The 17257-nt window shown below is 63.0% G+C and carries 16 protein-coding genes; 8 read left to right on the plus strand and 8 right to left on the minus strand.

Annotated elements, in window-relative coordinates:
• Window position 1: 1 nt before the first annotated feature.
• Window positions 2-1822: a DUF885 domain-containing protein gene (locus D618_RS0107435; protein WP_017670874.1), complete on the minus strand. Its 1821-nt coding sequence runs from the start codon at window positions 1820-1822 to the stop codon at window positions 2-4.
• A 296-nt stretch (window positions 1823-2118) separates the two neighbouring features.
• Between D618_RS0107435 and D618_RS17985 the strand changes: the two genes are divergently transcribed.
• Window positions 2119-2526: a response regulator gene (locus tag D618_RS17985; protein WP_017670875.1), complete on the plus strand. Its 408-nt coding sequence runs from the start codon at window positions 2119-2121 to the stop codon at window positions 2524-2526.
• Between the two features lie 48 nt (window positions 2527-2574).
• Here D618_RS17985 and D618_RS17990 read toward each other — a convergent pair whose 3' ends face one another.
• Window positions 2575-3663 (minus strand): PAS domain-containing protein, encoded by a 1089-nt coding sequence (locus D618_RS17990; protein WP_017670876.1) that lies wholly within the window; start codon window positions 3661-3663, stop codon window positions 2575-2577.
• A gap of 53 nt (window positions 3664-3716) precedes the next feature.
• Complete coding sequence (locus D618_RS0107450) at window positions 3717-4454, minus strand: Crp/Fnr family transcriptional regulator (protein ID WP_040370379.1); 738 nt, start codon at window positions 4452-4454, stop codon at window positions 3717-3719.
• A gap of 367 nt (window positions 4455-4821) precedes the next feature.
• Here D618_RS0107450 and D618_RS0107455 point away from each other — a divergent pair, with 367 nt between their 5' ends.
• Window positions 4822-6507, plus strand: a complete 1686-nt coding sequence (locus tag D618_RS0107455; protein ID WP_238550651.1) for a class I adenylate-forming enzyme family protein — start codon at window positions 4822-4824, stop codon at window positions 6505-6507.
• 46 nt (window positions 6508-6553) lie between these two features.
• On the opposite strand, the gene D618_RS0107460 is transcribed toward D618_RS0107455, so the two are convergent.
• On the minus strand, window positions 6554-7297 hold the full coding sequence (locus D618_RS0107460) for a hypothetical protein (RefSeq protein WP_017670879.1): 744 nt from the start codon (window positions 7295-7297) through the stop codon (window positions 6554-6556).
• A gap of 141 nt (window positions 7298-7438) precedes the next feature.
• Between D618_RS0107460 and D618_RS17995 the strand changes: the two genes are divergently transcribed.
• From D618_RS17995 to D618_RS0107490, 6 genes are read left to right on the plus strand one after another with little or no spacing between them, the layout of a single operon-like run.
• Window positions 7439-8083 (plus strand): hypothetical protein, encoded by a 645-nt coding sequence (locus D618_RS17995; protein WP_152414587.1) that lies wholly within the window; start codon window positions 7439-7441, stop codon window positions 8081-8083.
• A gap of 1 nt (window position 8084) precedes the next feature.
• Window positions 8085-9392, plus strand: a complete 1308-nt coding sequence (locus tag D618_RS0107470; protein ID WP_017670881.1) for a DUF4350 domain-containing protein — start codon at window positions 8085-8087, stop codon at window positions 9390-9392.
• Window positions 9389-10345: a MoxR family ATPase gene (locus D618_RS0107475; protein WP_017670882.1), complete on the plus strand. Its 957-nt coding sequence runs from the start codon at window positions 9389-9391 to the stop codon at window positions 10343-10345. Before D618_RS0107470 ends, D618_RS0107475 begins: the two co-directional genes overlap by 4 nt.
• On the plus strand, window positions 10342-11664 hold the full coding sequence (locus D618_RS0107480; RefSeq protein WP_017670883.1) for a DUF58 domain-containing protein: 1323 nt from the start codon (window positions 10342-10344) through the stop codon (window positions 11662-11664). The genes D618_RS0107475 and D618_RS0107480 overlap by 4 nt, the downstream gene beginning before the upstream one ends.
• Before the next feature lie 35 nt (window positions 11665-11699).
• Complete coding sequence (locus D618_RS0107485) at window positions 11700-12692, plus strand: stage II sporulation protein M (protein ID WP_238550617.1); 993 nt, start codon at window positions 11700-11702, stop codon at window positions 12690-12692.
• Window positions 12692-13621 (plus strand): RDD family protein, encoded by a 930-nt coding sequence (locus D618_RS0107490; RefSeq protein WP_017670885.1) that lies wholly within the window; start codon window positions 12692-12694, stop codon window positions 13619-13621. Before D618_RS0107485 ends, D618_RS0107490 begins: the two co-directional genes overlap by 1 nt.
• Window positions 13622-13707: 86 nt before the next feature.
• Here D618_RS0107490 and D618_RS0107495 read toward each other — a convergent pair whose 3' ends face one another.
• From D618_RS0107495 to D618_RS0107510, 4 genes are all read right to left on the minus strand, one after another.
• Window positions 13708-14043 carry a hypothetical protein gene (locus D618_RS0107495; RefSeq protein WP_017670886.1) on the minus strand — a complete coding sequence of 112 codons (336 nt, stop codon included), beginning with the start codon at window positions 14041-14043 and terminating at the stop codon, window positions 13708-13710.
• Between the two features lie 85 nt (window positions 14044-14128).
• Entirely contained in the window at window positions 14129-15679 is a 1551-nt protein-coding gene (locus D618_RS0107500; protein ID WP_017670887.1) for a carboxyl transferase domain-containing protein, read from the minus strand.
• 45 nt (window positions 15680-15724) lie between these two features.
• Window positions 15725-16297 (minus strand): peroxiredoxin, encoded by a 573-nt coding sequence (locus tag D618_RS0107505; protein WP_017670888.1) that lies wholly within the window; start codon window positions 16295-16297, stop codon window positions 15725-15727.
• 107 nt (window positions 16298-16404) lie between these two features.
• Entirely contained in the window at window positions 16405-17166 is a 762-nt protein-coding gene (locus D618_RS0107510) for a hypothetical protein (RefSeq protein WP_017670889.1), read from the minus strand.
• Between the last annotated feature and the right edge of the window lie 91 nt (window positions 17167-17257).

The raw sequence follows: 17257 nt of genomic DNA on the forward strand, positions 1-17257 counted from the left end.
GTCAGCCCTTGCTGGCCAGGATCCACCGGTTGATCTTCTCTTCCAGGACGCTCATCGGCAGCGCGCCGGTGTTGAGCACCTGGTCGTGGAATTCGCGCGGATCGAACCTGGCACCCAGTTCCTTCTCCGCCTTGGCCTTCAGCCGCTGGATGGTCAGCGCCCCGATCTTGTAGGCCAGTGCCTGGCTGGGGATGGCAATGTAGCGCTCGACTTCGGCGGTGGCGTCGGTTTCGCCCATCGACGAGTTGTCGAGCATGTACTTGATCGCCTGTTCGCGGGTCCAGCCCTTCGAGTGGATGCCGCTGTCGACCACCAGACGCATCGCACGCAGCATCTCGTCATCCAGATGGCCAAAGCGCTGATAGGGGTCGGTGAACAGACCCATCGGATAGCCGAGCTTTTCGGAATACAGCGCCCAGCCTTCGACATAGGCGGTGTTGCCGCCAAAGCGCATGAACGCGGGCAGGGCCTCGTTTTCCTGCGCCAGGCTGATCTGGAAATGGTGCCCGGGGGCGCCCTCGTGCAGGTACAATGTGGTCATGCCCGGGGTCGTGCGGCTGGGCAGGTCATAGGCATTGAAATAGAAGATACCGGGGCGAGAGCCATCAGGATTGCCCGACTGATAGCTGCCGCCTGCCTCGAACTTCTCGCGGAATTCCTCATAGGGGCGGATTTCCAGCGACGTCTTGGGCAGGATCTTGAATTGGGTTGCGATGACCGCATCAACCTTCTTGCCAATGTCGTAATAGCCCTGGGTCAGCGCCTCGCGGCTGGGCATCTTGAACTTGGGGTCGGTGCGCAGATAGTTGAAGAACTCTGCCAGCGTGCCCTTGTAGCCGACTTCGGTCTTGATCGCTTCCATCTCGGTGAGGATGCGCTTGACCTCGCTCAGGCCCAGGTTGTGCACTTCATCCGCGGTCAGCGGCAGGGTGGTGGTCTGCTCGATCAGATAGGCGTACAGCTTGTCGCCGCCCTTCATGTACTTCAGGCCCACGCCCTCGCGGGCATCCTTCAGGTAGTCATCGGCCAGATAGTCGCGCAGCCGCTTGTAGGCGGGGTAGATGTCATCGGTGATGACCTTGCGATATTCGGCGGTGAAGCGCGCCTTGTCCGCCTCGCTGAACTCGGCGGGGAACTGCTTTGTCGGGCCGAAATAGGGCGAATCTTCGGGCTTTTGCGCCAGCTGGGTGTCGAGCTGCTCGATGACGTTGCGGATCGTCATCTTGGTTTCCACGACGCCGGACGCCTGGCCCTGCTTGAAGCGATCGATCGACCGGTCGAGCAGAATCACGAACTCCTTGTGACGCTTCAGATTGTTCTCGTAATCCAGCACGGTCTTGAACGGCGCGGTGCCGGTGCCCGATGCGAAATTGGGGTAGAAGGTGTGAAAACCGAAAAAGTGGTTGATCGGGCGCACGGCGGTCAGCGGCAGATACTCGGGTGACAGGCCCTTGATCACATCCTGCTGGTTGCGCTCGAAAATGTCATAGCCGATCTGGTTCGTCGTCGTCAGCCTGGACCGGTCGATCTTCGCCAGCGCGGCCAGATTGTCTTCGGCCGCCTTGCGCTCTGCATTGTAGAATTCATCCGTGACATAATCACCCAGGCGATCGGCATAGCGCAGGTCGCCGCGGAACAGCCCGCCCAGCGGGTTGCGCTCCAGCTGTGCTTCGTCATCGGCCGCAAACAGCGCATTCAATCGCGCATCTTCGGATTGCGATGTAGCCTCGGTTGCAGTCTGGGCATGGGCTGGCGAAAGGCTGAGCGGTGCTGCAAGGGCGGCGCTGGCCAGCAGCAGCATGGTCTGGCGAAATGACGACATGATAAAGGAACCTTCCCGGTCTTATAAAACGCGCGCCTTGCCGCTGATCGATGCGATAAGCGCGAATACCGGGGCGCTATCATGACGTTAACCGTGCGGCAATCGTGGCCTTATGATGCTGGTCGAACAGCTGGATACGTTGGTGGAAATGGTGTCTGGCCCAATCGGATGAATCGAGCCGTTCGATTAACATGCATCAACTTATCGATGAAACTTTATAGCGAACTGGTGGTTTATTGTTCCGAGAGCCGCCCAAAGGGGGCGCCACCCTCTGAAGAAGTGAAACCGTTACCGCCATGAACGCCCGTATCCTTATTGTCGAAGATGAATTCCTGGTAGCGCTCGACATGCAGGTTGGGCTGGAGGACGCAGGGCATGAGGTCGTGGGTGTTGCCGATGACTGGAAATCCGCCATCCGGCTGGCCGAAAGCGGACCGAGCGTCGCATTGGTCGATATCAATCTATGCGATGGTGCCACCGGCCCCTCCATCGGAGCATGGCTGGGTCAGGAAATCGGCTGCACGGTGATCTTCGTGACCGCAAACCCGCGCCAGATCGACATCCCCATTCCCGGTGCGCTGGGCGTGATGATCAAGCCGGTCGATAGCCGGCAGGTCGTCGAGGCCGTGAGCTTTGCCGTGGCTGCCCGCCTGGGCAAGCCTTCGCCGACTCCGCCGCCGGGGCTGATGCTGCTGGCTTCCTGACGCGGCCCCAAAGCTTACTTCACAAGATTGCAAAAATGGCCGTTTCGATCAGACGGGAGCGCCCTCGGCTCGCTTGAGCCGACTGGCTGAAATCCGCATATCCACGCGCAACCCCTCCGCAAGCCAGTGCCGCTCGATAGCCCCGGCCAATTGCTGGGTGACGGCAAGCTGCACCAGCCGTGTTCCAAATCCGGTCTCGTTGGGTTCGCCTTGCAGCGCGGGACCCTTCTGCTCGATCCAGTCGATCAATACGTCATTGCCGTTCTGCGCGATCTCGATGGCGACCGTGCCCAGGTCAGACGAAAGCGCGCCATATTTTGCCGAGTTGGTGGCAAGTTCGTGAAACACCAAGGCCACCGGTGTTGCACTGCGGTCGTCGATCTCGGGGTTGTCTCCCGTCATCGTCAGCCGGCCTGCGCCTAGAGCGGGGTATGCGCTCAATATCTCGCCCAGCAACCCGTGGAGTGTCGAGGCGACGGCAATCGGACGGGATTGTTCGCTGTGCGGACGAGCAAACTCGTGCGCCCGGCCCAGCGCTGCGATGCGATCCTGCAATTCGGCGGCCATCGGGCGCAATTGCGGGTTCTGGCGGGCCGACATGCCGATCAGCCCATTGATGACGGCGAAGATATTCTTGATCCGGTGGCTGAGTTCGCGGCTCAGGACCTCGTTTTCCTCCATCATCATCTTGGATTCGTGAATATCGGTGCAGGTGCCGATCCAGCGCACGATCTTGCCTTGCTCGTTCTTCAGCGGCAGTGCCCGGCCCAGGGTCCAGCGATATTCGCCGCTGTGATGGCGAAGCCGATAGGTGACTTCGTATTGATCGCCGGTCTCGAGCGCATGCTGCCACACCCTGCGGGAATGTTCCTGGTCATCGGGATGGAACATGCCGTTCCAGCCTTCGCCATCGGTCGATCCTTGCGGGACGCCGGTAAATTCGTACCAGCGGGCATTGTAATAATCATGAAAGCCATCGGGCAGCGTCGACCACACCATCTGCGGCATGGCATCGGTCAGGATACGAAAGGCAGAGTTCATACGCTGCAGCGTGTCGCGCGTCGCAACAACGCCTTCTTCATCGGCAGCCTGCGCACCAAAGCCAAAGGCGCGCGACAAAAAATCGAGTTCAGACATCAAGGTGCTTTCTGGCAGGCAATTTCGAGCGATAGCGACTGGCGTTCATAGGGTTACGCCTTGGCGGCGGGAAACCAGCTGGAATCGATGGCGCTGAAGCGATCCACAAACCGGGCCAGCTCGATCAACCGGGGTTCATCGACCAGTGTCAGCGTGCTGCGGTTGCGCGTGATCAGCTTTTCTTCGGTCATCTGCCGGATCAAGCGGTTGACGTGCACCTGTGTGAGGCCAACCGCATCACCCAGATCGCTCTGCGTCAGCGGAATGCGAATCACCGGATTGTTCTCGCCGCTCACGGCACGCATCCTGGCGGCGATCGACAGGAACAGGTTGGCAAGGCGCGCCTTTCCCTCGCTTCGGCCGAGCGCGCGCAGCCGATCGGCAAGATCGATGCTTTCCATCTGACTCATGGCAAAGAACAGCGCGGCGAGCCGGGGATGGGTGTTGAATGTGTCGCCCAGAGCGCTGCGCGGAAAGCGGCAGACAACCACGTCGGTGGCTGCAACGATGCTGGATGCGGCATCACGAAAGGCTATGCCTGAGGCGCCGATCAGGTCGCCTGAAAAGTGGAAACGCAAGATCTGGCGTTTTCCGGCCGGCAATCGCGTTTCCGACAGCGCCCAGCCGTGGTGCACGATCAGCAATTCTGAGACGTCATCACCCTCCTGCCACAGCGTGCTGCCGGAATGATATTCCCGGGGTTCACGCTCCAGATGCGCAATCGCATTCATCTCGGATGGGGTAAGGTCGAGATACCTGTTCAGCCGGACGACGAAACAACTGTCTGACATGGCCGGGCTCCTGCAACAAAAGATATCCGGCAGGCCTGCCAGGATATCCCGTAAATCACTATCGGTCTGGTCCCCGGGAGCCCCGCTTTAGGGCTGAAGAGGTTTATTATCTAGCAAATTCAGAATATTAACATATGTTACACCTGCTAAAAAGCAGGCTTCGCCTACTTACGCTTCACCCCTCAAAACGATCCTGAAAATCAGCCATTGCGCGACGCGAGCAATTCCATAGGGTTAGGGCAATTCATAAAAACTGCATCGAGAGGATCGCCGCATCATGACGCTCACCGAGAGCTTGTCCGACCCCGAAACCGAAGCTGCAAAAGCCGCTGCCCTTGACTGGAGCGCCCCTGCCGGCTGGCCCGCGATGTCGCTGGAGCAGATAGAAGGCATGCTGTGCGCGCCGGGGCAGCCATTCGAGATCGAGACGATCGCGATCGATGGCGTTGCCACGCGCTGCTGGAAGAATGCGCCGCCCAGTCTTGCGGCGCTGGCGCAGGTCGCACGCGCGCATGGCGACAAGACTTTTGTGGTCTATGAAGATGAGCGGGTCAGCTACGATTGCTGGTTCCGCGCGATGGCGACACTGGCGCACCACCTGCAGGCTGTGGGGATCCGCAAGGGGGACCGGGTGGCGCTGGCCATGCGTAACCTGCCCGAATGGCCGGTGGCGTTCTTTGCCATCGTGAGCATCGGGGCAATCGCCGTGCCGCTCAACGCCTGGTGGACTGGGGCCGAACTGGCCTATGGCCTGGCCGATTCCGGCGCAAAGCTGCTGATCGCCGATGCCGAGCGGCTCGATCGGATCACTCCGCACCTCGGCGATCTGGCTGCGCTGGAGGCGATGCTGATCAGCCGCAGCACCGGCGATCTGCCGGCGACGGCATCGCGGCTTGAGGATGTGGTCGGCACGCCGACTGCCTATGCGGCGCTGGAGGCAACCGACCTGCCAGTGGTTGCCATTGCGCCCGACGACGCGGCGACGATTTTCTATACGTCGGGTACCACCGGCAACCCCAAGGGCGCGTTGGGCAGCCATCGCAACATGACGACGAACATCATGACCTCCGCGTATGCCGGGGTCCGTGCCTCGCTGCGTCGGGGCGAGGCTCCGCCCGCGCCCGAGCCTGCGGTGATGCTCACCGTGATTCCGCTGTTCCATGTCACCGCCTGCAGTGCAGGCATGACCGGCATCATGTTCGGCGGATCGACCATGGTCTTCATGCACAAATGGGATGCGCAAAAGGCGCTGGAGATCATCGAGCGCGAGCGGGTGACTGCCACCGGTGGCGTGCCGACCATCGCATGGCAGCTGATCGAGCATCCCGATCGCGACAAGTACGACCTGTCATCGCTCAAGTCGATTTCATACGGCGGCGCGCCGTCCGCGCCCGAACTGGTCCGCAAGATCCGCGAAGTCTTCGGAGCGCTGCCCGGCAACGGCTGGGGCATGACGGAGACGATGGCGACGGTGACCAGCCATACCGCCGAGGATTATCTCAACCGCCCCGACAGCTGCGGCCCGGCGGTGCCGGTGTGCGACCTCAAGATCATGGACGCCGATGGCGTCACCGAAATGCCGGTGGGCACGGTGGGCGAGCTATGGGCGCGCGGGCCGCAGATCGTGAAGGGCTATTGGAACAAGCCCGCCGAGACCGCCGCCACCTTCGTCGACGGCTGGGTGCGCACGGGCGATCTGGCGCGGGTCGATGAAGAGGGCTTTTGCTATATCGTCGATCGCGCCAAGGACATGATCATCCGTGGCGGGGAGAATATCTATTCGTCCGAGGTCGAAAACGTCCTGTATGACCACCCGGCGGTCACCGACGCCGCGCTGATCGGGCTGCCACACCGGACGCTGGGCGAGGAGCCCGCAGCGGTGGTCCATCTGGCACCGGGCACCACCGCCAGCGAAGCCGAACTCCAGGCGTGGGTGCGCGAGCGGCTCGCCGCGTTCAAGGTGCCGGTGCAGATCGTTTTCCATCCCGAAACACTGCCGCGCAATGCGAACGGAAAAATCCTGAAAAAGGACCTTGCCGGGCTTTTCGTCTGATCGCGTGATCCGGGCCCCGGACGGTTCCGGGGCCCCGAATCGCATGTCAGGCAAAGACGCTGGCCAGCTGTTCGCTGCTCGCACCTTCCTTGGTGCCGCGCAGTTCGATGTACACGGCCGCGATCCCCGCCGAGCCGACAGCAGCGCTTGCGGTGCTGATCAGCGCGCTGCTGACCACCGTCAGTGACGCGCTGATCATCGAGATGACGCCGATGGGTATCGCGATGATGAAGCTGAACACGAAGAACACGACGATGAGGCCCAGCAGTCTCAGCCGTGATCCCTTGGTCAGCGCCGAACTGCGGCTGAGTGCCTCGAAAACGCCCAGATTTTCAACCATCAGCGCGGGCACGGCCACCATCCACATCAGGTAGAGGATGATGCCCGGAATGATGAACAGCAAAAGGCCCAGGCTGATGCCTATGGCAACAACGATACCCAGCCCGATCAGCGGTAGCAGTTTCGACACTGCTCGCCCGACGCATTCGCCGAAATTCACTGGCCGACCGGCAAGATCGTTGGCGGATGCCACAATTAGCGAGGCCTGGAGGATGATCGAGAGGAACAGGAAGACAAAATAGCCTATGATGCTGCTGATAATGCCCCCAGGGTTGGAGAATAAGGTGGTGGGGTCCGCAGGTGCAGCAGGCACGACCATGCCGACCCCCAGTTGCGGCAGGCCGACAATCAGCAGCGAAAGCCCTAGAAACAGGGCGGGATTGCGCGCGATCACGCCGAAGGTGTTTGAAAACACATTGGATATGCTGAATTCGGTAGGTTGGCTGGCCATATCGTAACTCCCGGTTGATTGTCCCAAGCGACCGAATCTTGTCTTGGGGACCAGCCTAACATCTGCACACAGGCCGTCCAGTGCGCTTGGTGACCGCAAATCGCCTTGCTCCGACGCGGTGGTTCTGCGATCAAACCGGCTGTGACTGCTGGCCCAGCCCTTTCTGCACCCCGCCGCGACGGTTTTGACGCGGCCTTTGATCAGGTGCGCGGCGATGGCGATATTCAGTTCTCCGCTGCCTTTGCCAAACCTCCCGACCCGCCACCCGAATGGTGGGGCGATGTCACCCGCTGGCTGGGTGAGGCGCTCGAACCGCTGGCACGGGCTCTGGCCTGGGCTTGGCCGTGGCTCAGCAAGCTGCTGCTCGTCGCGCTGGCCATTGGCGTGGTGGCGCTGCTCTGGGTGATCCTGGCCCCGTACATTGCCGATTGGCGTGAACGCCGCGCCGCTGCCGTGCCGGACTGGGCGCCGGACCAGGCACTTGCACGGGCGCTGCTCGAAGATGCGGACAGGCTGGCTGCCGAAGGCCGGTTCGATGAAGCAGCGCATCTGCTGCTCTACAGGTCGATCGAGGACATTGCAGCGACGCGTCCCGATCTGCTGCGGCCTTCGACCACCGCGCGCGAGATCGGCGCGTTTGAAGCGTTGTCGCAACGTGCCCGACAGGCATTCGGTGTGATCGCAGGCCATGTCGAGGCGAGCGTCTTTGCCCGCCGGCCGCTCGACCGCAACGCGTGGGACAGTTCGCGCGAAGCCTATCGCGCCTTTGCCCTGGACGGTGGCTGACATGGCTGGCGGTGAAGGCTCCGGTCCTTTCGCGCGCGGCACCGTGCTGCTGATGATCGCCATCGGCTTTGCCGCGTTTCTGGCACTGCTTTATGCGATCGGCGCGGGCGGGGCGCTGCGGCCCGGCAACAACGGCGAGGCGCATGGCGCATCGTCGAGCGCCATCGGCTATTCGGCGCTGGGCCGCCTGCTGGAGAAAACCGGCACCCCCGTCCGCTACGGGCGTGCGCCGGGTGCGCTGCAGCAGCAGGACCTGCTGATCGTCACGCCGCAGCTGTCGTCCGACCCCAAGGAACTGGCGGCCCTGGTCAACCAGCGCGCCTTTGCCGGCCCCACCATCATCATCCTGCCCAAATGGCACGTGACCCCTGCGCAGGGGTTGAAGACCGGCTGGGTGCAGCTTGAATCCCCGTTCACCGCGCTGCAGGCCCCGCAGATATTGTCGCAGATGCTCGCGGTGAGAACCCGGCTGGAAGGCATGGACGACCAGGACGGAACACTTCCGTTTGTCCAGTCAGCCAAGCCCGAGGAAAAGGCGAAGATGATCAAGCAGGCGCTGAAATCACGCGTTACGATCAGCGGTGCCGGGTTGAAAACGGTGCTGGCCGATCCGCAAACGGGTGGCGCGCGCGTCGCGGTCATCGAGGATGGAGGCTGGTATCCCTCACTCGATCCCGGTGCGTCGACCGATCCTGCGCCAGAGGTGCAGCAGGGGCGCTATCCGGTGGTCATCGTTGCCGATGCCGATCTGATGAACAATCTGGGGCTGGCCAACCGCAAGTCGGCGGCGCAGGCGTTGCAGATCATCGATGCGGCCTGGTCGGGCGGCGGGCAGGGCGTGGTGTTCGATCTGACGCAGAACGGGCTGGGCGCGTCGGAAAATCTTCTCTCGGTCGCGTTTCGCCCGCCGTTTGTCGGCGCGGTAGCCAGCCTTGTGCTGGCGGCGATCGCCTTTGGATGGATGGCATTCTTCCGCTTCGGCCCGCCCTTGGTCGATGAACGCCCTTTCGGCTTCGGCAAGACCGCCCTGGTGCGCGGCAGCGCCGGGATCGTGCGGCGGCTGGGGCGCGATCATCTGACGGCGGATGCCTATGCCGATCTGCTGCGCGACCGCGCGGCGCGCGCACTGGGCCTGCCGCCCTCGCTGCCGCCGGACGAGGTCGATGCGCGGCTGGCTCTGGTCCCGGCGGATGATCAGGGGCAGGGCTACGAAACGCTGATTGCCAATATGCGTGCTGCGCGCGACCGGCCCGCCATCGCGGCTGCCGCGCGCGCGCTCTATCGATGGAAAAAGGAACGGATGGGATGAACATGGCCGATATCAATGCGCTGGGGGACCGCATCCGCGCCGAAATGGGCAAGGCGATCATCGGCCAGGACGAAATTGTCGAACAACTGCTGATCGCTTTGTTCTCATCGGGCCATGTGCTGCTCGAAGGCCCGCCGGGTACCGCCAAGACCTTCATGGCGCAATGCTTTGCCGCGTGCCTTTCGCTCGATTTCGGGCGCATCCAGTTCACGCCTGATCTGATGCCGGGGGACATTGTCGGGTCGAACCTGTTCAACTTCCAGACCAGCCAGTTCACGCTGACGCGCGGCGCGATCTTTACAGATTTGCTATTGGCCGACGAGATCAACCGTACCCCGCCCAAGACGCAGGCAGCGCTGCTCGAGGCGATGCAGGAGCGTAGCGTGACGCTGGATGGCACGCGCCATGCGCTGTCGCCGCATTTCATGGTGGTCGCGACGCAGAATCCGATCGAGCAGCAGGGCGTCTATCCGCTGCCCGAAGCGCAGCTCGACCGCTTTCTGTTCAAGCTGCTTGTTGGCTATCCCGATGCCGAGCAGGAGGCCCGCATTGTCGCCGAATATGGCAAGCGCAGCGGCATGCAGCGCCCGCAGGCGTTCGATATTCAGCCGCAGGTGACGTCCGACGAACTGACGGCGGCGCGCGCTGTGGTGGCAGAGGTCAGGCTGGTCGACGAGGTGGTCGCCTATATCGTTCGGCTGGTGCGCGCGACGCGCGAGACGGCGGACTTCGAAAGTGGCGCAAGCCCGCGTGCGGCGATCATGCTTGCCAATGCGGCGCGCGCGCGGGCGGCGCTGCTGGGGCGCGACTATGTGATCCCCGATGACGTCAAGCAGCTCGCGGCATCGGTGCTGCGCCACCGCACCTTGCTGTCGCCCGCCGCGGAGATCGAGGGCCGCCGGGTCGAGACGATCGTCGCCGATCTGGTCGAACGGACCGAGGCGCCGCGTTGATCGGAGCCTATCCCACGCTGCGCGCCGGTGTGCTGATCGCCGGTGGTGCGCCGCTGGCGATGCTGCTGGCAACAGCCGCGCCCGGGCTGTGGGCGCTGGGCCCGGCGTGGTCGGCAGCGATGCTGCTGCTGGCGCTGCTCGACGCGCTGGTCGCCGGGCGCGCACGCGATATCCGGTTGATCGTGCCCGCGAGTAGCGAATTGGGGCACGATGTCGTGATCGGCCTGGAGGCAGCGCTCTCGTCGCGGGTGCAGATCCGCCATGTAGAGGCGAGCGTCTCGGTGGAAAGCCGGATCGTGCCCGGAGGAAACGGGTTTGCAACTTTGCAACTCGATGGCGGGGCAAGGCTTTTGCATGGCTATATCGCGCTTCATCCGGTGCGGCGTGGGACGCTGGTCATCGAGGCTCTCTGGCTGCGCTGGCAGGGCCCACTGGGGCTGGGCTGGCGGCAGGACCGACGCGCAAGTGGTGAGAGCATCGCAATCCTGCCCGATATCGCTGCGGTGCGCGCGCCTGCGCTGCAAGTCTTCATCAAGGATGCGATCTACGGCATTCTGGCGCGGCAGAGCCGCGGGGAAGGCAGCGAATTCGAGGCATTGGTCGAGTATCAGCCGGGGTTCGACCGCCGCACGATCGACTGGAAAAGCTCCGCGCGCCACTCCAAGCTGCTGGCGCGCGAATATGATACCGAGCGCAACAACCAGATCGTCTTTGCGCTCGATTCAGGCTCGGACATGTGCGAGCCGGTGGCGGGGCTTCCGCGCATCGACCGGGCCGTGTCGGCGGCGTTGCTGACCAGCTATGTTGCGCTGAAGGCTGGCGATCAGGTGCGGTTGTTCTCGTTCGCCGCCAGGCCTGAACGCGCGACACCGTTCGTTTCAGGCAGCCGCAACTTCTTTCGCCTGCAATCCGAAGCCGCTGCCATCGATTACCGTTTCGAGGAGAGCAACTACACGCTCGCTCTGTCGACGCTTGCCGCACAGCTGCAGCGGCGTTCGCTGATCGTCGTGTTCACCGATTTCACCGACCCGACGAGTGCCGAGCTGATGCTCGAGTCGGTCGGTCGGCTCATCGACCGGCATCTGCTGCTGTTCGTGGCGATGGAGGACGAGGAGTTGCTGGGGATTGTCGATCAACCTCCCGACACCAGCGAGAAGGTGGCTGAAAGCGTTGCGGCGGCGAGCCTGCTGGCACAGCGGCGGCTGGTGATCACGCGGTTGCGGCATCTGGGCATCGAGGTCATCGAAGGGCGGCATGACGAAATCGGGACGCGGCTGATGAACGCCTATCTCAAGATCAAGCGCCGGGGGCAGCTGTGAACGGCGCGGTGTTTTCCCCTCAGGGCGAGCGGGCCGTGGCCGACGCCGTGCTGCGCAGCGATCGGTTCCGGCTGGAACGCGAAGCCGATTGGGCGCGGATCGACGCCATGGTCACCGCGATGGAAAAGGGCAAGCTCAAGACCCTGTCCGATGATGACGTCATGGCGTTGCCGGTGCTGTATCGCAACCTGCTCTCCAGCCTGTCAATCGCACGCGAAAGCTCTCTCGATGCAGGGTTGATCGCCTATCTGGAATCGCTGACACTGCGCGCGTATTTCATCGTCTATGGCACGCGCACCACCTTTGGTGGCTGGTGCCGAAGCTTTTTCGGCGGCGGGCTGAGCCGCGCGGTGCGCGCAACCTGGGGCGATATCCTGATTGCACTGGCTGCGATGGTCATCGGCGCGCTGCTGGGCTTCTGGCTGGTCGATGCCGATCAGCAATGGTATTTCCGTCTTGTGCCCGCACAGTTCAGCGACGTACGGGTGCCCGGTGCCTCGCGCGAGGCGTTGCTCGGCACGCTGTTCGGCAAACAGGAGGCAGACGGGCTTTCGGTATTTGCCGCATACCTGTTCAACAACAATGCGCAGGTTGCGATCATGGCCTTTGCGCTGGGCTTTGCCTTTGGCGTGCCGACGCTGCTGCTACTGGTTTACAACATGGTGGGGTTGGGCGCGATGCTGTGGGTGTTCGCCTCGCGCGGGCTGACAGCAGAGTTCATCGGATGGCTGTCGATCCACGGCACCACCGAATTGCTGGCGATCCTGCTGGCGGGAGCCGCCGGGCTGCATATCGGGCGGGCGCTGGCCTTTCCGGGGCGGCGCAGCCATCTGACCGCCTTGAGCGGGGCAGGGCGGACGGCCGCGCAGGTCATGGCGGGTGTCATCGTGATGCTGATCTGCGCCGGTCTGCTCGAAGGCTTCGCGCGCCAGCTCGTCCAGTCGACGGCGCTGCGCTATGCGATCGGCTATGGCGTGCTTGCGGCCTGGCTGACCTATTTCTTCGCCTTCCGCCCGAGGCGCAGCTGATGGTACAAGGGGCGAGCATTGGCCGGTCTCGGGGCAGCGATGCCAAGCTGCAGCGGACGCTGGTAACGCCGGAAGGCGTCGCGTTGGATATCGCGGTTGCCCCCGCCAGTGCGCGCATCGGAGCGTTGTTCATCGATTTGACTGCCTTGTTTGGCTTGTTCCTCGGTTTCGTGCTGACCATCCTGCTGCTCGCCTGGGCCTATTCGCGTGCGGGGCTGCCTTCGGTTTCGGATGGCGTGATGAACTTCCTGTTCGTGCTTTTCATCATCGGCACGTTCCTGGCGCGCAACGCCTATTTCCTGTTCTTCGAGCTGGGCCAGCGCGCTGCGACCTGGGGCAAGAGATCGGTCGGCATCCGGGTGGCATCACGCGATGGTGGGAGGCTGACGGCAGAGGCAGTCATTGCGCGCAATCTGCTGCGCGATATCGAGATGTTCCTGCCGCTGATGTTCATGACATCGGGCGGGGTGCAGGGCACGCTCAGCGAGTTTGCAGCGTGGTCTGGCATCATCTGGGTCGGCGTTTTTCTGGTCTTTCCCCTGCTCAACAAGGACCGGCTTCGCTGCGGCGACCTCATCGCCGGCACCTGGGTGGTAGCAGCGCCCAGGGCAGCCCTGGGCAGCGTCGTAGCCGGTGGTGGGGGCTCCATGGTGCAGGCCGCAGAAGGCCTTGCGCCTGATCGCTACCGGTTCGACGACGCAGAGCTGTCAGTGTATGGCGAGTATGAACTGCAGATGCTGGAACAGGTGCTGCGAACCGCCAATGCCGAGACGATGAAGACTGTTGCCGTCACCATCTGCACCAAGATCGGTTGGACGGCACCAGTCGATGATGAGCAGGCGTTCCTCCAGGCCTATTACACCCAGTTGCGCGCCCGACTGGAACGGGGCATGCGTTTTGGCCGCAGGCGGGCTGACAAGAACGCCTGAGGCGGATACGCCAAGCGCGCCGGGCTGCTGGCCCAGCGTGATGGTGATTGACGGGTCAGGTTAAGCGGGTGCAGCCAGCCCTGGCGTCAGCGGACGCCGATCAGTCCGGTGACGTCTTCCGCAGGGGGCGGCATCTGGGCGCGCATTGCACCGCGTGGATCGCCCAGGATGGCGCGGGCCACCTGGCGCGCGAAGACATCGAGCGACTGAGGCAGCTCAGCTGCGCCGCTGCTTTTGGCGAGCTGCGTCATCGCGCCGCCGGTCGCATTGGGGCGATTGATCAAATTGATCACGCCGTCATTTGCTGGCTTGGCAGGTGCAGGGTCGGTGTCGCGCGGGGCGACATCGTTCACCTGATAATTTGGCCGGATATATACCGTCCGCATCGTCGGCGAGCCCGGAGGGTCTGAATTGTTGATCATGATATGTTGGTCCTAAACAGGAGGTCCCGAACACCATGGCACCAAGGGCGTTAACCCGTGCTTCAAAAGACTGGCGTATGCGATCTTAAGCATGATTACCGCTTAATTTCTGCCGCGCCCCGCTCACGCGTGCCCAGGCCAGATCCGCAAATTCGCACAGCAATGGTCGCGTATCGCGCGGATCGATGATGTCTTCCACCGCAAAATGCTCGGCACTGCGGAACGGGCTGCGCACCTTGTTCAGCCGCTCGCGGATGGCGGCGAGGTGGGCTTGCGGGTCCGCGCTGGCCTCCAGCTCGGATTTGTAGGCGACCTCGACGCCGCCATCGATCGGCAGCGAGCCCCAGTCACCGCTGGGCCAGGCGAACCGATACTGGAAGCGTTCGGCGTTCGACATCGCAGAGCCTGCAATGCCATAGGCGCGGCGGACGATGACCGATGCGAGCGGCACGCGCGCGCGATAGATCGCGTTCATCGCATTGACGCCATAGCGGATCGTGCCCGCGCGCTCGGCATCCGCACCGATCATGAAGCCCGGATTGTCGACGAGATGGACGATCGGCAGATGGAACTGGTCTGCCAGCTTGACGAAGCGCTCGGCCTTCTCGCTGGTCCTGGCCTCCCATGAGCCGCCCAGAAAGCTGGGGTCGCTGGCCAGCACCGCGACCGGCCAGCCGTCCAGCCGGGCAAAAGCGGTAATGACCGCGCGGCCCCAGCGGCGACCCATTTCGAAGACGCTGCCATGATCAAACACCTGGGTCAGCACGCGGCGCATCGCATAAACCTGCGCCGGATCGCGGGGGACAACGGAGAGCAAAGCCTCTTCCCGGCGATCGACGGGGTCCGTGCAGGGCGTGCGTAGGGCCAGCGTATCGACCGATGAAGGCAGATAGCTCAGAAACCGTCGTGCGACCGCGAACGCTTCGGCCTCGCTCGCAACCTCTTCGTCCACCACGCCATTGCGGCAGTGGATTTCAGTGCCGCCCAGCTGTTCCTTGTCCACCGTCTCGCCGATCGCTGCGGCGACCGCAGGGCCCGCTGCAAACAGCTGCGACAGGCCCTTGACCATCACCGAATAATGGCTGGCGACGGTGCGCGCCGCGCCCAGCCCTGCGGTCGGTCCCAATGCGAGCGCCACGACGGGCACGGTTTCCAGATTGGTGACGATATGGTCCCAGCCGGGCACCATCGGCACATAGGTATAGCCCATGGTCTCGAGCGTCTTGACCGAACCACCACCGCCGGTGCCGTCGATCATGCGGATCAGCGGCAGGCGCAACTCGTGCGCCATCGCTTCGCACTGGACGAACTTGCGGTGCAGCGCGGCATCGGCAGAGCCCCCGCGCACAGTGAAGTCATCGGCGCTGGCAACGACCGGACGGCCATCGATGTCACCGCGTCCGAAGATGAAGTTGGAGGCGGCAAGGTCTACAAGGTCGCCTTGCGCGTCATAGCTGCCACGCCCTGCGATCTTGCCGATCTCGCGGAAACTGCCGGGGTCCAGTACGCCGTCGAGCCGCGCGCGAGCGTCCATTTTGCCGCGCGCGTGCTGGCGTGCGACCTTTTCTTCTCCGCCCATTTTGTCTGCCAGCGCACGGCGCCGATGCAGCTCGTCGATCTCTTCCTGCCAACTCATGGCGCAACGCTAGCGCGCCATGCGAGCCAGGTCACGCGGGAAAGATCAGCCCTTTTTCTTGGCCATCGACTGCACCGCGCCCAGCGTCAGCTTGACGTGATCGCGATAGTCCATGTTGTCATGGACAAAGGTGATGCGGCCATTGGGAGCGACCACCATGCTGGTCCGCCCCGTCATGCTCGGGCGACCGGCCAGGCCGACGCCGTACGCCTGGATCATCTGCGGGGTGGCCTGGGCAACGGTGAACTTGCTCTGGCAAGCTTCGGTCGAGAACTTCTTGAGTTCGTCGATCCCGTCCGCTGACAGGCCGATCACGGTCGCGCCGGCTTTCTTGAATTCTGTCATGCGGGTGGCGAATTCATGCGCCTCTGCGGTGCAGCCGCTGGTGAACGCCTTGGGGAAGAAATACAGAACAACCGGGCCTTTTTTCAACTCGCTGGCCAGGCTGAGCTTGTACGCCTTGCCCGCTTTTGCGCCGGTGGTCGTGAACATCGGGGCCTTGCCGCCGATTGCGACCTTGCCGGCATCCGCGGCGAGGGCAGGGGCTTGTACAAGCATCGCGGCAGACCCTGCGGTCATGGCGAGAACGGCGAGAGGAAGAGCAACCTTGGCGCGCATGACTGTGACCCCTTATGTCAGTGATAGTGGCAACTTAGGGGCTGTCAGCGATATTTCCAGAGCGTGTCGCTGTGTTTTGCAGGCAAACCGGGCGCTGCAACGCACAATCAGCTGAATTCGCGTGCGACATCCTGGGCATCCGGCCCTGCAAGCTGGCGGTAGAGCGCTGCATTGACGCAGACCATCAGCACGGTCAGCAGCATGCTCAGCACGGCATCGACAAGCGTGGTCAGCGTGTCGGCGATCTCTGCCGAAAGCGCGAGGCGAATGATCAGGCCAAAGACAGTAACGCTGGTGATATAGACGAAGAACGCCGTGATGCCGACGACGATCACGAACAGCAGGATGCGGCCGCTGTTACCCTTGGTCAGCGCCCAGGACCGGCGCAGCGGGACGTTGATGCTGTGCTTGCGTTCGGCCACCATGACCGCGCCTGCGACGATCAGCTTCACGAAGATGTAGATGCCGGGCAGGATGAAGGCGAGAGAGCCGAGAAAGGTCAGAATCCCGCTCAGCACGCCCATCGCATAATACGGCAGGATGATCGTCAGGCCACGCCGCATGGCCTCTGAGACATTGGGGTTGCTGCGATCGAGCATCAGCACCAGCATGACGATGCTGGCAAAGCCGTTGAGCAGCCCGATCAGCACGATCCAGACGATATTGTCCGAATAGAACTGTTGCAGGTTCTGGTAGATCACCTCGAAGGTCGCATCGGCCGGCGCCGCAGGCTGCGGGGAAAAGAACGCAAAGGCCAGGCTGGGCAGCAGGATGAACACGCCCGCCACACTGAGCAGCAGCTCGCGGTTGGCGCGAAACAGCTGCATCACGTCGTTCCAGCAGGCGGAAAGATCAAGCTTGCGGGTCATGGCGGGATTGGCCTCACGGACTAAAGCGACTAAAGCCGTGCGCTAAACGGCACAGCGGCACGGCGCAAGGCATTTGGCACGCGACGGCCGC

Origin of the sequence: Blastomonas sp. AAP53 (assembly GCF_000331245.1) — a bacterium.
GTDB lineage: Bacteria > Pseudomonadota > Alphaproteobacteria > Sphingomonadales > Sphingomonadaceae > Blastomonas.

Bases quoted from the DNA above. Each gene is read 5' to 3' on its own strand.
- D618_RS17990 (WP_017670876.1), bottom strand. From the start codon at position 3,663: ATGTCTGAACTCGATTTTTTGTCGCGCGCCTTTGGCTTTGGTGCGCAG.
- D618_RS0107460 (WP_017670879.1), bottom strand. From the start codon at position 7,297: ATGGCCAGCCAACCTACCGAATTCAGCATATCCAATGTGTTTTCAAAC.
- D618_RS0107450 (WP_040370379.1), bottom strand. From the start codon at position 4,454: ATGTCAGACAGTTGTTTCGTCGTCCGGCTGAACAGGTATCTCGACCTT.
- D618_RS0107500 (WP_017670887.1), bottom strand. From the start codon at position 15,679: ATGAGTTGGCAGGAAGAGATCGACGAGCTGCATCGGCGCCGTGCGCTG.
- D618_RS0107510 (WP_017670889.1), bottom strand. From the start codon at position 17,166: ATGACCCGCAAGCTTGATCTTTCCGCCTGCTGGAACGACGTGATGCAG.
- D618_RS0107455 (WP_238550651.1), top strand. From the start codon at position 4,822: ATGTCGCTGGAGCAGATAGAAGGCATGCTGTGCGCGCCGGGGCAGCCA.
- D618_RS0107475 (WP_017670882.1), top strand. From the start codon at position 9,389: ATGAACATGGCCGATATCAATGCGCTGGGGGACCGCATCCGCGCCGAA.
- D618_RS17985 (WP_017670875.1), top strand. From the start codon at position 2,119: ATGAACGCCCGTATCCTTATTGTCGAAGATGAATTCCTGGTAGCGCTC.
- D618_RS0107490 (WP_017670885.1), top strand. From the start codon at position 12,692: ATGGTACAAGGGGCGAGCATTGGCCGGTCTCGGGGCAGCGATGCCAAG.
- D618_RS0107435 (WP_017670874.1), bottom strand. From the start codon at position 1,822: ATGTCGTCATTTCGCCAGACCATGCTGCTGCTGGCCAGCGCCGCCCTT.
- D618_RS0107505 (WP_017670888.1), bottom strand. From the start codon at position 16,297: ATGCGCGCCAAGGTTGCTCTTCCTCTCGCCGTTCTCGCCATGACCGCA.
- D618_RS0107470 (WP_017670881.1), top strand. From the start codon at position 8,085: ATGGCTGGCGGTGAAGGCTCCGGTCCTTTCGCGCGCGGCACCGTGCTG.
- D618_RS0107495 (WP_017670886.1), bottom strand. From the start codon at position 14,043: ATGATCAACAATTCAGACCCTCCGGGCTCGCCGACGATGCGGACGGTA.